The following is a 13,980-nucleotide window of genomic DNA, read 5'->3' on the forward strand; positions in this document are numbered from 1 at the left end:
GCGAACGTAGCTCGCTTTTCGACGAGTAAAGTTGCTCGCGGCTGCACCGCCGCTATCGTCCGCGACAAACATTCACTCGGGGATTCTCATGGACCGTCGCCAATTCCTTTGCACCAGCGGTGCCGCCGCGCTTTCCGCTCCGTTTCTTTCCAGCAAGGCGTTCGCTGCGCCGGCCGCCTCGGGCGACGCAAATCTCGACGCTGTTTTCGAGCGCATCTTCCAGGAGCAGGTACGGACATTCCCCGGCTTCGCGACCTCGCTCGGCCTGGACAAGGGCAAGCTGGCGCCGCTCCGCGCCAAGCTGGACGTGAGGCCCGTGCAACGGGCGCGGGCGGAAGAAATCGCGCGCACGAACAAGTTCATCGGCTGGCTCGAGGCTGTTCCGGAGGCAGGCCTTTCCGAAAGCGCCAAGCTCAACCGCGAAGTCGTCATCTGGGACCTCAAGACCGGCAACGTCGGTCCGGAACGCTTCGACATCTCGAACCCGCAAAGCCCGTACGTGATCAGCCAGCAGGACGGCGCCTATTTCTCCCGGCCCGACTTCCTGCACAGCACTCACCCGATCGACACGAAGAGCGACGCCGAGGCCTATCTTTCACGCCTCGCGCAATTCGCCACCGAGCTCGACAATGAGACTGCGGAGCAGAAGCGGCAGGCTGCCCGCGGATATCTGGCGCCCGGTTGGTCCCTCGACCTTGCGCTCAAGCAGATGCGAGAGCTCCGAGCGCCCGCTGCCGACCAGAGCACGATGGCGGAATCCGTTGCGAGCCGCGCCGCGGCGAAGAAGATCCCGGGCGAGTGGCGCGAGCGCGCGGCCAAGATCGTCGCCGATCAGGTCTATCCGGCGCTCGATCGCCAGATTGCCGCGATTGCCGCGTTGCGCCCGACCACGCCTGCGGGCGACGGCGTGTGGCGCGTTCCGAACGGCGATGCCGTCTATGCCGCGGCGCTCGCCGAAGCGACGACCACCAATTATTCGGCGGACGAGATCCACCAGATCGGGCTTCAGCAGGTCGCCGAGATCAGCGCCGAGCTGGACAAGATCCTGCGCTCGGCGGGACTGACCAGCGGCACAGTGGGCGAGCGGCTGACCGCCTTCAACCAGATGCCGGAGCAGCTCTACCCTAACACCGACACCGGCCGCGCCCAGCTGATCGACGACCTCAACGCCGGCGTGAATGCGATGTACGCGAAGCTTCCGCAGGCGTTCGCGACGCTGCCCAAGCAGCCGCTCGAAATCCGGCGCGTGCCCCCAGAGATTCAGGATGGCGCGTCCAACGGCTATTATCGCCAGGCGACCCTCGATGGCTCACGGCCCGCGATTTACTTCATCAACCTCAAGTCCACTGCTGACTGGCCCAAATATACCCTGCCTTCGCTCACCTATCACGAAGGCGTTCCGGGCCATCACCTGCAGCTCAGCATCGCACAGCTGTCGAAGGACCTGCCGATGCTACGGCGCATCGCCTTCTATTCGGCCTACGGCGAAGGCTGGGCTCTTTACGCCGAACAGCTCGCCGACGAGCTCGGAGGCTACAAGGGCAACGAGCGCGCGGGCTACCTGCAGTCGTTCCTGTTCCGCGCCGAGCGATTGATCGTGGACACTGGGATGAACCACAAGAAGTGGACCCGCGAGCAGGCAATCGAGCATATGATCGCCACGACCGGCTTCGCGCGCGGCCGCGCGCAGCGCGAGATCGAGCGCTACTGCGCCTCGCCCGGCCAGGCCTGCAGCTACAAGATCGGGCACCTTGCCTGGCTGCGCGCCCGCGAAGAAGCGAAACGCACGCTCGGGTCGAAGTTCGACATCCGCCAGTTCCACGAGATCCTGCGCGAGGGCGCGATGCCGCTGTCGATCCTCGAACGACGCATCCGCGAGCGCACCGCGGCGCAGATGGCCGGCTAGGCCGCAGCCCAGCCGGGTCTGGACAATCCCCTCGCTGTCGCGCAGCCTTCTCCGGCTGCTTCATCGGGGGGATTTCCATGCGCGTTCTGGTTGCACTTCTGGTCGGCGTCGCTGCCGTTGCGGCGCCCGCGACGATTACGCCCGCAATAGCCGCTCCCGCCGTCAGCGAAGACGCGCGCTTTGAAGCCTTCGGCGAGCGCATGGTGGATGAGCTACTCAAGCTCCAGCCGGTTCTTGCGACGCAGGTCGGGGACCATCGCTTTGACGATGCCCTTCCCGACATGTCGGCTGCGGGGCGCGCGCAGATGCGTGGCTTTGCCGAACGGTCGTTGCGGGAACTTGCGACTTTCGATCACTCGCGCCTGAGCCGCGAAAATCAGGTCGACGCGATCGTCCTCAAGGATCAGCTCGATTACGCCATTTTCAGCGACCAGCGATTGCAGGACTGGGCGTGGGATCCGCAGACCTACTCCGGAACGCTAGGAGCGGGCCTGTTCGGGCTCGTCGGAGCACGCGAGTTCGCGCCACTGCCTGTGCGCTTGCGCGCGGCTACTGGCCGGCTCGAAGCGCTGCCGCGATTCCTCGAGCAATCGAAGGCCGCACTGGTGCCGGCACGCGTCCCGCGCGTGCACGCCGAAACAGTCGCCAAGCAGAACGCCGGCCTGAGCGGACTGATTGACGGAATCCTGGCGCAGAAGGACGCGCTTTCCGGAGCGGACCGCACGCGACTGGAGGCAGCCGGTGCGCAGGCCAAGGCAGCGATGGCGAGCTACCAGAACTGGCTGGACAAGGAACTCGTGCCCAACGCCAAGGGCAATGAGCGGATCGGAGCGGCCTTATACGACGAAAAGCTTCGTCTCGCGCTCGAATCCACGCTGAGCCGCAAGGAGATTCGTGAGCGCGCCGACCGAGAGCTGCAGTCGCTGCGCTCGAAGATGTACGATGTTGCGGCCGGAATGCTCAAAGGCCGCGCCGGCGCTCCGCCCGCTCCGGCGAACCCGACACCGGAGCAGCAGCAAGCGGTGATCGAGGCGGGGCTCGCGATCGTCAATGCCGATGCTCCGCCGCGCGACGAAGTCCTGACATTTGCGCGCAAGGCGCTCGACGAGGCAACCGCATTCGCCAAGGCGAAGGATATCGTGGGCTTTCCCGACGCCAATTTCCGCGTGATCGAGATGCCCGAATATGCCCGCGGTTCGTCCGCCGCCTATGCCGACATGCCGGGCGCGTTCGAAAAGGACCAGAGCGGCTATTTCACGGTCATGCCGATCCCCAAAGACTGGACCGATCAGCAAACCGCATCCTTCCTGCGTGAGTATAACAAGTGGGTGATCCAAGAGCTGACGCTGCATGAAGGCGTGCCCGGCCACCTGCTGCAGCTTACCCATGCAAACCAGTACAAGTCGCGGCTTCGCGCCTTTCTTCAATCCGGCCCGATGGTCGAAGGATGGGCCTGCTACGGGCAGGACGTGATGGCGGACGCCGGCTATCTCAATCGCGATCCGCGCTATCTCCTCGCGCACTACAAGTTTCAGATGCGCATGCCGGTGAATGCAATCCTCGACCAGGACTTCCATGCCGGCACAATGACTCGCGAACAGGCCATGGAGCTGATGACCAAGACTGCTTTCCAAGAAGAGCGCGAGGCAGCCGGCAAATGGACCCGCCTACAGCTGAGCTCCGCGCAGCTGCCGACCTATTTCGTCGGATACCAGGAGTGGAAGGACTTCCGCGCGGCCGCCGAAAAGAAGCCGGGATTCACCTTGCGCAAATTCCACGACGGAGCGCTCAGCCACGGTTCGCCACCCGTCCGGATGATCCGCGCGCTGGAGCTCGGCGAACCGATACGCTGATCAGGCGCGCGCCAGTCCCTCAGCCATTTCGGCGACCTCCAGCCAGCGAAACTCCGCGGCTTCGATCTCGGCCCGATTACGAGCGATGCGCTCTGTGATCCGCGCAAACCGATCTGGCTCCCGGAGAAAGAGGTCCGGATCGCCGAGCGCGGCTTCATCCTTTGCGACATCTGCCTGAAGACGTTCGATCTCGTCCGGCAATCGGTCGTAATCGCGCTGGTCTTTGTAAGAGAGCTTGCGGTTCGGCTGCGAGGGGCGCGGGGCAGCATCGACGGTCTTCGGCGCGGAAGCTTTCGTTGCCGAGCGCGGCCGATGGTCTTCGTAGCGCTTGCGGATCCAGTCCTCGTACCCACCCGCGACGACGTCCACCTTGCCCGACCCGTCGAGTCCGAGAGTCACCGTCACGGTCCGGTCGAGAAAGTCGCGATCATGGCTCACGATCAGGACCGTGCCTTCATAATCGGCGATGACCTCCTGAAGCAGGTCCAAGGTCTCCAGGTCGAGATCGTTTGTCGGCTCGTCCAGCACCAGCAGGTTCGCCGCACGTGCGAACTCTCGCGCCAGCAGCAGTCGCGATCGTTCGCCGCCTGAAAGGGAGGCTATCGGCGCGTCAGCCAGCGTCGGATCGAACAGGAATTCTTTGAGATAGCCTTTGATGTGCTTCTTCGAGCCGCGGACCTCGATCCACTCTCCGCCGTTGGCGAGCACGTCGCGCACACGCTTCCCGGGATCCATCAGCCTGCGCTGCTGGTCGATGACGATGCCGCTCAGCGTCTTGGCGAGGGTCACGGAGCCGCTGTCGGGCGCAAGCTCTCCCGTCAGAAGCTTCAGCAATGTCGTCTTTCCCGCGCCGTTCGGTCCGACGATGCCGATGCGATCACCGCGCTGCACGCGCAATGTGAAGTCGCGGATGATCGGCCGGTCGCCATAGGCCTTGTTGACCTGGTCGGCGTCGATCACGGTCTTGGACCGCACGTCGTCCTTAACAAGCGCGAGCTTGGCCGCGCCGGCGCTTCCGAGCATCGCCGCGCGCTGGGCGCGCATATCGTTGAGCTTGGCGAGCCGGCCCTGGTTGCGCCGCCGCCGCGCCGTCACCCCGCGCTGCAGCCAGTGAAGCTCGATCTTCAGCTTGGCGTCCAGTTTCTCGGCCGCGCGCGCCTCCTCCTCATAGACTTTCTCGGTCCACGCCTCGAAACCGCCGAATCCTATTTCTGCGCGCCGCAGCTGCGCCCGGTCGAGCCAAAGGCAGCTGCGAGTCAGCCGCGCAAGGAACGTGCGGTCGTGGCTGATGGCGATGAAGGCGCCCTTGAACCGCTTGAGCCACTCCTCCAGCCATTCGATGGCGCCGAGGTCGAGATGGTTGGTCGGCTCATCGAGCATCAGGACATCGGGTTGCTGCGCCAGCGCGCGAGAGATCGCTGCGCGGCGCCGCTCGCCTCCGCTCGCAGTCGCGACGGGCCTTTCGAGATCGATCCCGAGCTGATGGGCGATGGCGTCGGCTTCGTGCGGCTGCGGCGCGTCCCGGCCATGAAGCACCCAGTCGCGAAGTGTCTCGTGTCCGTCCATCTTCGGATCCTGCTCGAGCAGGACGACGTGCGCGCCGGGGACGATCGTACGCTTGCCTTCGTCCGGATCGATCAGACCCGCGAGGCACTTCAGGAGCGTGGTCTTTCCGGCGCCGTTGCGGCCGATCAGCGCAAGACGATCGCGTTCCCCGATGTAGATGTCGAGGTCGCGAAACAACCAGCCTTCGCCCTGTATCAGGCCCAGCTTTTCATAGGAGAGAATGGGCGCCGCCATGACGGCCATATGGCGGCCACGTTGCATTCGCGCCACTCCCGGCGACCTGAACGCCGCCGTTCATGCACATTCATAGCGCATTCAATGCACTGTGATAGAAAGCGCTTCATAAGAGTCGCGTAATGATCCTGGTTCGTACCCTCCTCGCCGCAGCCGCGCTCGCTGCAGGTTTCAGCAGCGCCCCGGCGCTGGCCGAGAAGCCGCGCGATGCCGACAAGGCCTTTGAGGCGACCCAGCAGGGCCGCTCGATGCCCCTTCCGCAACTGGAGCGCCGCGTCATGCCGTTCATGGGCGGCGCGGACTATCTGGGGCCCGAGCTCAATGGCAGCACCACCCGCATGAAGTTCATGCGCAATGGCCGCGTCATCTGGGTGGACGTCGATGGCCAGGGCCGCATCGTCCGCCGCTCCCGCGACAAATAGTCCCCTAACCTAGCTTGTCGTTCGCTCGCTGCCCCTATGAGGCTCGCTAGCGATGTTCACGGGACTGACGCGCTGCAGGACCTTGATCGCGTAGTCGAGCTGGTAATCGTCGATGCCCTTCTTCTTGAGATCCGCAGCCGTGACGGTGAAGCGCGCGCTTGGCGGATCTTCGCGCTTCAGCAGCGCGTCTTCGTCGCCCGCCTCGGTGATGAGATGCCGTTTCAAGTCGGATTCGCGAACCTTTAGGCGTGACACGCGGCCTTCGTCGGAAAGTTGCGGAACGACGATGTCGGGATCGATCCCTCCCCCCTGCACGGACTTGCCCGACGGAAGGTAATAGAGGTCCGTCGTGAGCTTCAGCGCGCGGTCGGCACCCATGCGGAAGACCGACTGGACCGAGCCCTTGCCAAAGCTCAGCTCACCGATGACGAGCCCGCGGTGATGGTCCTGGAGCGCTCCGGCGACGATCTCGGAAGCTGAAGCGCTGCCCGCATCGACCAGGACGATCAGCGGCTTGCCGTTGGTGAGGTCGCCGGGATGCGCATAGAAACGGCGGATGGTGTCGTTGGAACGGCCCCTCTGGGAAACGATCTCGCCTTGATCGAGGAACATGTCGGCGATCTCGACGGCCTCGTCGACGATGCCGCCGCCGTTCGAGCGAAGATCCAGGACATAACCGACCGCATTATTGTTCGTCGCGGCGTTGATTTTCTGAATGGCCTCGCGGGTCGCCTGACCGCTTTTCCCGTTGAAGATGTTGAGGTTGATGATCCCGACGCGGTTCCGGACCTCCCACTTCACGGGATTCACGTCGATCACGCCGCGCACCAGGCTGAGCTCGATCGGCTTGGGATTGCCTTCGCGGCGGATCCGCAATTCGACCTTCGTGCCGGGCTCGCCGCGCATCTTGTTGACGGATTCATCGAGGGTCGAGCCGAACATCAGCTCACCGTTGATGTGGGTTATATAGTCGCCCGACTTTATGCCCGCGCGCCAGGCGGGAGTGTCTTCGGTCGTCGAGACAACCTTAAGCAGTCCATCCTCGATTGTGGTGACCAGGCCTAGCCCGCCGTAATTGCCGTCTGCGATTGTCTGCAGGTTTTCGAAATCCTGTCCCTCGGCATAGCTGGAGTGAGGGTCGAGCGCCGCTAGCATTCCATCGATCGCGCCGTTGATGAGGGTATGGTCGTCGACGGGCTTCACATAATTTTTCTTCACCCTTTCGAAGACGCTCATGAAGCGTTCGAGCTCGTCATAGGTCGACGGAGCCGGGGGCGCGGAGGCAGCCCCGAACGCGGGCGCCGCCAGCGCCACGGCAAGACCGATCAAAAGCGGACGGGCGAAACCGGGACGTACGCGCATTCTGGAGACCTCCGAAGGGAACCGGTGGATGAATGGTCGGCTATCGGTGGGGCAAGCCGGAATCGACGAACGGCATTGTGAAGTTGAGCCGATTGACATTTTGCCAGCACCCGCTGTTTCGTTCCGGTAAAGCAACCGATTGCCGCAACGCGGGTTGACGGAGCGAACATGAACATCATCTGGACACTGAAATGCGCGTTTTGATCGTCGAAGACGAACCCAACCTGGGCCGGCAGCTCCGCTCTACGCTGGAGGGCGCCGGCTACGCCGTGGATCTCGCCACCGACGGCGAAGACGGCCATTATCTCGGCTCCACCGAGAGCTATGATGCGGTGATCCTCGATCTCGGCCTGCCCGAGATTGACGGCCTGACCGTGCTGGACCGCTGGCGCCGGGAAGGCCGCAAGATGCCGGTGTTGGTGCTGACCGCCCGCGACAGCTGGTCGGACAAGGTCGCCGGCCTCGATGCGGGCGCCGACGACTATCTGGCCAAGCCATTCCAAACCGAAGAGCTGATCGCGCGGCTGCGGGCGCTGATCCGCCGCTCGTCCGGCAACGCGTCGTCCGAGCTGATCGCGGGCGACATTCGTCTCGACACCCGCTCAGGCAAGGTGACGAAGAGCGGCGAGCCGGTGAAACTGACGGCGCAGGAATACAAGCTGCTGAGCTATTTGATGCACCACAAGGGCAAGGTGGTAAGCCGCACTGAGCTGATCGAGCACATCTACGACCAGGATTTCGATCGCGATTCCAACACGATCGAGGTCTTCGTGACGCGCATCCGCAAGAAGCTGGGCGCTGACGTGATCACGACCATCCGAGGACTCGGCTACAGCCTTGAAGAGCCAGCGGAGGTTCGGACTAGTTGAATAGGGAAGCCGCCCCCGTGACGGCGGCGCCCGAGGCTGACTCCGCCGCCTCCGAACGGCCGCATCGCCGACGCATCGGCTCGCTGACCAGCCGCATGATCGGCATGGCTGCGATATGGATCGCTGCCCTGCTGCTGATCGGCGGATTTGCGCTGGATCGCGTGCTTTCAAGATCGATCGTCGACAGTTTCGACAACCAGCTGACGTTCGTGCTCAATTCGATGATCGCGGCATCGGAGATCGGCCCGGACGGTGAAGTGCGGTTCAACCGCGCGCCGGCAGACCAACGCTTCATCGAGCCTTATTCCGGGCTTTATTTCCAGATCAGCGGCGAAGGCGCGGACACGTTTGCGTCGCGATCCCTGTGGGACAGGCGCCTTCGCGTGGTCGATGAGCATGCGGATGTCGATCCGCACCTTTACGACAGCGACGAATTCTCGAGCGTCGGCCATTCCGAGCCGCTGCGCATCGCGGAGAGAGACGCAATCCTTCCGGGATCCGACGTTCGGTGGCGCTTCCAGGTCGCCCAGTCCCGCGAGACGATCGATGAGCAGATCCGCAAGCTGCGCTCGACACTCATCTGGAGCTTTACAGCCCTGGGCGTCGGCTTGCTCGTCCTGGCCGCGCTCCAGACATTTTACGGCCTGTGGCCGCTGCGACGGGTCCGGCGCGAGGTCGCTTCGATTCGATCGGGCGAAAAACATCGAATAGGATCCGATTTCCCGACCGAGATCCGACCGCTTACGGAAGAGATCAACCAGCTTCTTGCGCACAGTGAATCCCAGGCGGAAGAAGCGCGGCGCCACGCCGGCAACCTCGCCCACGCGCTGAAGACTCCGCTCACAGTGATCACGAACGCCGCCACTGCGCGGACATCTGACCTGGCGGACACCGTCTGCCGAGAGGCGCAGGTCATGCGGCGGCAGGTCGACCACCATCTCGCCCGCGCGCGGGCCATCGGCAGGCGCGCTTCGGCGCAGGCCCGAGCCACCGTTTGGGAAAGCCTGGAGGCCGTTCAGCGGGCAGTCGAGCGTCTCCATGAAGAAGTCACCATCGACATCGCCGGGGACCAACATGCCCAGGTCCGCGTCGAGCGGCAGGATCTGGACGAGATGCTCGGCAATCTCGTCGAGAATGCCGCCAAATATGGCGGCGGACGCGTGTTTGTGACGGTCGAGCCCAAGGGGCCGAACGTCGACATCCTGGTTGAGGATGACGGGCCCGGCATCCCGGAAGCGGATCGAAGCTCCCTCTTCGCGCGCGGCGCACGGCTCGATACGACCGGCAAGCCCGGCACTGGGCTTGGATTGGCGATCGTGCGCGATGTTGCCGAAATTTACGGGGGCTCCATCCACCTCGAGGAAAGCGAGGATCTTGGGGGTGTCCTTGCGCGGCTGACGCTCCCCGCCGGCTAGGAAATCTGACTCCTAACAGCTAGGGCTTCGGCCGTGACTGCAACCGTTCATTCCCTGGGCACCAGCCGCGAGCCGTCGCTGAGCCCACTCCTTGCGCTGGTCGCCAACGACATGAACGGCGTCAACGCCGTCATCCTCGAGCGGATGCAGAGCAAGGTGGCGCTGATACCCGAACTCGCGGGGCATCTGATCGCTGGCGGCGGCAAGCGGATGCGGCCGATGCTCACGCTCGCCTGTGCGAGCCTGCTCGGCTATCCCGGCAACCGCCATCACAAGCTCGCGGCAGCAGTCGAGTTCATCCACACCGCAACCCTGCTCCATGACGACGTCGTCGACGGTTCGGGGATGCGCCGCGGAAAGCGGACGGCAAACCTGATCTGGGGCAATCCGGCAAGCGTGCTTGTCGGAGACTTCCTCTTCAGCCGGGCGTTCGAGCTAATGGTCGAGGACGGAAGCCTGAAGGTGCTCCGCATCCTAAGCCATGCATCCGCTGTGATCGCCGAGGGCGAGGTCGAGCAACTCACTGCCCAGCGGCAGATCGAGACCGGCGAAGAGCAGTATCTGACGATCATCAGCGCGAAGACGGCGGCGCTGTTCGCTGCGGCCTGCCGCGTCGCACCCGTCGTCGCCGAACATAGCGAAGATGCCGAGCTCGCGCTTGAAAGTTACGGCAAGAACCTGGGCATCGCCTTCCAGCTCACCGACGATGTGATCGACTATGCGTCGGACGCCGCAACGATGGGCAAGGGCGTTGGCGACGATTTTCGCGATGGCAAGATGACCCTGCCCGTGATCCTCGCATATGCGCGTGGCAGCGAATCCGATCGCGCCTTCTGGCGCTCCGCCATCGGCGGCGAACGCATCGGCGATGCCGATCTGGCGCATGCCATCGGTCTCCTTCGCGAGACTGACGCGCTATCGGAAACGGTCGAGCGCGCACGCCATTACGGTCGCCGGGCGATCGATGCCCTCGCCATGTTCCCAGCTAGCAAGGCCAAGGCTGCGCTTATCGAGACCGTCGAGTTCGCGATCGCGCGCGCTTACTAAAACTTCCCAAGCTTCGCGAACATCACCCGTGAAGATCGAGACACCTCCCCCTATTTCGTATCCGAGACGGGAATCATCAGGTGCGCATAGGGCGTGCCGCCGAACATCACATAGGGCTTGCTCGTGTCCGGATCGGCGCTGGTCGGATAGAGCTTGTTGAGGGAATCCGCTCCTACGACCATCACGTGAGGCCCGGTCTCGACCCATTTACCGTTAGCGGGCTTCTCACCCCACGGATCGATGTTGCTGGCGTCGCTTCCGCCCTGAAGCATGTACATCAGGCCGACATTATCCGCGGGCGGCGGCTTATGCCCCATCCAGGCCTGTGCCCACTTCATGCCATTGGCGTCCATGCACATTGGGTCCTTGCCCGGCGTTGCCGGATTATCCGGCATGCAGGTCCAGCCATTGTTGCCCTGGCGAAGCATGTTCATGGCACCCTTGGCGTCGACGGTGATCACGGCCGCATCCTTGGCGATCGAAGCGGGAGCGGCGGCTTCCGCGCTGGCCACAGGATCGTTCGAAGCCGCCGCCGATGTCTCGGTAACCTCACCCGCCGCGTTATTCTCGGCTGGCGCCGGGGCCTTGTTGCACGCAGCGAGCGCAGTCGCTGCCGCCGCCCAAAGAAGCGCCTTCGATCTCAATGCTGTCATGAGCCCCTCCGTTCGTAGTCGGGAGGACGAGCGACTTACCACAAATTCGAATCCACGACAGCCGTTCAGCAGACTTGATTTGGATGCACTGGTTTGCCAACGCCGGCTGCATGACGATCGCCCGTATCTCTGAGCTTGACCGCAAGACCACGCAGTCCGGCAAGGCTAATGCCGGCCGCTGGCTACTGGAGTTCGAGCGGCAGGAGCCCCTTCGCCCGGACCCTCTTACAGGGTGGAACGGGTCGGGTGACACCAAGCCGCAGGTGCGCATGACATTCGCTACGAAAGAAGCGGCGGTTGCCTACTGCGACAAATATGGCCTCGAATATCATGTCGTAGCCGCGTCGCCCGTCCGCATGCGCTTGCAGGCTTACGCAGACAATTTTCGTTGAGCTTGATCCCTGACGGAGGCTAGACTGCTTCCGCCGAGCTAGGGGGATGGCTGCTTTCTGCGCACATCTGGCTGGTCGTTGGGACCAGGCCTGAAGCGATCAAACTCAAGCCTGTTGCGGAAGCCCTCTCGAAACAGGGCCTAGCACCGGCCATCATACTCACGGGGCAACATCCGCTTGCGCCGGAGGAGTGGGGGCTGAACCGCACCCCCGTCCTCCACCTGGGCTGTCCGGGCGAGGAAGATCCCGACAGCCACGTGCGAAAAGTCACCGCAGCACTGGTTCCGTGGTTGGGAGACCCTCCGCCCTTGCTGGTCGTGCAGGGCGATACGTCGAGCGCCTTGGGGGCCGCATTAGCCGGCTTCATGGCTGGGGTGCCAGTAGCGCATGTCGAAGCAGGCTTGCGCACCCACGACCCGTCGCAACCTTGGCCGGAAGAAGGGTATCGAATAGCGGTTGACGCGCAGGCGGACCTGCTTTTCGCCCCAACCGACCATGCAGCGAAAAACATCGCTCGCGAAGGCGCCCCCGGCGAAATTCACGTGACCGGCAACACCGGCATTGATGCGTTGCTCGCAAGGGTCGCCATGCTTCCTATGCCGCGACCCAAGGATAGATCGCTCTCAAAGATTCTGGTGACTTGTCATCGCCGCGAAAGCTGGGGTGACGGCCTGACCGAAATTGCCTCGGCGCTTGTCACTCTTGCCAGCGACCCAAAGGTCCACATCGACTTCGTTCTCCACCCGAATCCCAATGTCGCAAATCGCATGGCGGATTTGCTGGATCGCAGATCCAATATCGTCCTGCGCAAGCCCTGCAGTCATGCTGCCCTGATTGGGCTGATGCGCGAGGCAGATATCATTCTCAGCGATTCCGGGGGCATCCAGGAGGAAGCGCCAGCTCTTGGCGTCCCGCTACTTGTCCTTCGAGATAAGACCGAGCGGCCCGAAGGACTTGAAACCGGCAACATGCGGCTCGTCGGAACCGCGGCGGAGAATATCCTGAGCGAGACACGCCTTCTGCTGTCCGATCCAGCGACATTGGCGGCCATGGCGAAGCCGGCGTTTCCTTATGGAGACGGTCATGCCGCGCCGCGTATTGCTGCGGTGATAGCTCAGTGGTTGGCAAAACGGTCAGAACTGACCCAGCGGCCTGCGACGGGCCGTTCAGCTTAATGACCGACGCTTGCGCCTGCTGTGCCCGACTGGACCTCGCGCCGTCCGGCCGACGGCGTGCGATTGAAACGGTTGCGGTACCAGGTGCTGAACGAAGCCAGGCTTGAATATCCGAGCAGGTGCGCAACGTCGGTCAGCCTGAGATGACGAGCGGCGAAATGCTGGCTGACCTGTTGAACACGAACGCGATCGAGAAGATCGCTGAACGCGAAACCTTCCCGTTCCAGCCGGCGCTGCAGCGTTCTCACGTTCGAGCCGAGCGCATGCGCGACTTCGCCAATCGAAGCGCGCCCGGCGGGCATGAGAATCCTGATCGATTGTTCCACCTCTTCGGCTACGGTTCGCGTTTCCGGAGTCAGCGCTCCTGCAACCAGTTCGCGCGCATGTGACGCTAGTGCTGCGTCGAAGCGCGGATTGACGCTATCCAGATCGTTGGCGTCGATCACGATGCCATCGAAGTCAGACCCGAAATGCAATGCGCAATCGAACAGCGTGTCGTACAGCCGGCGGTCGACCGGACCAGGCCGTTGGTAGCTGAAGCAAACGCATTGAGGGCGCCAATTGTCCGGCATGATCGCGCGGCATGTCTTGTATAGAACGGCGAGTGCCAGGTCGCTTACCTGCCGCGTATAAATCGGCGGGGTCAGCGCAAAATGCTCGCGCAGGAAAACGTCCCTTTCGTGACGCTCGATCTGCAGCGTCAGGTTCGAATTTATGCGGTTGCGATATTCAGAAAGAACATCCAGCGCCTCACCGAGCGTCGGCTGATGCACGATCAGAAGGCTCACCATGCCGATGTCGGATAGCTGGCGCCGGTCCGCCATCCTCAGACCCAAAGTCAGGCATCCGGACGCCGCGGCGCTGCTCTCCAGAAGATCGACGACAGCACGCGCGGGCAGCATCTGCTCCGGATTGCTCATCGAGCTGCGCGAAAGCCCGGCGTTCCTCAGCAAGCGCGGCGTATTGAGCCCGAGCTCCTCAGCTACTGCGAAATAGCCGGTCAGCGACGCGGCTCTCACCAGTTCCACGGTACCTCCGCCTGTCGCGAGGTAATCAACAAATGTCGCGATCCATGAAATGCCACGG

At 63.3% G+C, this 13,980-nt stretch carries 12 protein-coding genes; 8 read left to right on the top strand and 4 right to left on the bottom strand.

All coding sequences use genetic code 11. The features are described 5' to 3' along the window. Positions 1–88: 88 nt before the first annotated feature. On the top strand, positions 89–1,906 hold the full coding sequence (locus tag LZ538_RS06365) for a DUF885 domain-containing protein (RefSeq protein WP_249831163.1): 1,818 nt from the start codon (positions 89–91) through the stop codon (positions 1,904–1,906). Between the two features lie 77 nt (positions 1,907–1,983). Further along, positions 1,984–3,759 (top strand): DUF885 domain-containing protein, encoded by a 1,776-nt coding sequence (locus LZ538_RS06370; RefSeq protein WP_249831164.1) that lies wholly within the window; start codon positions 1,984–1,986, stop codon positions 3,757–3,759. Here LZ538_RS06370 and LZ538_RS06375 read toward each other — a convergent pair whose 3' ends face one another. Then, positions 3,760–5,559, bottom strand: coding sequence for an ABC-F family ATP-binding cassette domain-containing protein (locus tag LZ538_RS06375; RefSeq protein WP_249831581.1), 1,800 nt, complete (start codon positions 5,557–5,559; stop codon positions 3,760–3,762). A gap of 122 nt (positions 5,560–5,681) precedes the next feature. On the opposite strand from LZ538_RS06375, the gene LZ538_RS06380 reads away from it, so the two are divergent. After that, positions 5,682–5,981, top strand: a complete 300-nt coding sequence (locus LZ538_RS06380; protein ID WP_249831165.1) for a hypothetical protein — start codon at positions 5,682–5,684, stop codon at positions 5,979–5,981. A gap of 9 nt (positions 5,982–5,990) precedes the next feature. On the opposite strand, the gene LZ538_RS06385 is transcribed toward LZ538_RS06380, so the two are convergent. Further along, on the bottom strand, positions 5,991–7,343 hold the full coding sequence (locus LZ538_RS06385; protein WP_249831166.1) for a S41 family peptidase: 1,353 nt from the start codon (positions 7,341–7,343) through the stop codon (positions 5,991–5,993). 191 nt (positions 7,344–7,534) lie between these two features. Between LZ538_RS06385 and LZ538_RS06390 the strand changes: the two genes are divergently transcribed. From LZ538_RS06390 to LZ538_RS06400, 3 genes are all read left to right on the top strand, one after another. After that, positions 7,535–8,212 carry a response regulator transcription factor gene (locus LZ538_RS06390; protein WP_249831167.1) on the top strand — a complete coding sequence of 226 codons (678 nt, stop codon included), beginning with the start codon at positions 7,535–7,537 and terminating at the stop codon, positions 8,210–8,212. Between the two features lie 95 nt (positions 8,213–8,307). Beyond that, a complete protein-coding gene (locus LZ538_RS06395) occupies positions 8,308–9,627 on the top strand; it encodes a sensor histidine kinase (protein WP_249831582.1) in 1,320 nt (439 codons plus the stop codon). A 33-nt stretch (positions 9,628–9,660) separates the two neighbouring features. Next, positions 9,661–10,674, top strand: coding sequence for a polyprenyl synthetase family protein (locus tag LZ538_RS06400; RefSeq protein ID WP_249831168.1), 1,014 nt, complete (start codon positions 9,661–9,663; stop codon positions 10,672–10,674). A 50-nt stretch (positions 10,675–10,724) separates the two neighbouring features. Here LZ538_RS06400 and LZ538_RS06405 read toward each other — a convergent pair whose 3' ends face one another. Further along, positions 10,725–11,327: a hypothetical protein gene (locus tag LZ538_RS06405; RefSeq protein ID WP_249831169.1), complete on the bottom strand. Its 603-nt coding sequence runs from the start codon at positions 11,325–11,327 to the stop codon at positions 10,725–10,727. Positions 11,328–11,437: 110 nt separating this feature from the next. Here LZ538_RS06405 and LZ538_RS06410 point away from each other — a divergent pair, with 110 nt between their 5' ends. After that, complete coding sequence (locus LZ538_RS06410; RefSeq protein ID WP_249831170.1) at positions 11,438–11,719, top strand: NADH dehydrogenase ubiquinone Fe-S protein 4; 282 nt, start codon at positions 11,438–11,440, stop codon at positions 11,717–11,719. Between the two features lie 71 nt (positions 11,720–11,790). Next, complete coding sequence (wecB, locus tag LZ538_RS06415) at positions 11,791–12,894, top strand: non-hydrolyzing UDP-N-acetylglucosamine 2-epimerase (RefSeq protein ID WP_283937708.1); 1,104 nt, start codon at positions 11,791–11,793, stop codon at positions 12,892–12,894. On the opposite strand, the gene LZ538_RS06420 is transcribed toward wecB, so the two are convergent. Continuing rightward, a complete protein-coding gene (locus LZ538_RS06420) occupies positions 12,891–13,922 on the bottom strand; it encodes an AraC family transcriptional regulator (RefSeq protein ID WP_249831171.1) in 1,032 nt (343 codons plus the stop codon). The two genes, wecB and LZ538_RS06420, sit on opposite strands and share 4 nt — an antisense overlap. Positions 13,923–13,980: the final 58 nt, after the last annotated feature.

Origin of the sequence: Sphingomonas hankyongi (genome assembly GCF_023516575.1) — a bacterium.
Classification (GTDB): domain Bacteria; phylum Pseudomonadota; class Alphaproteobacteria; order Sphingomonadales; family Sphingomonadaceae; genus Sphingomicrobium; species Sphingomicrobium hankyongi.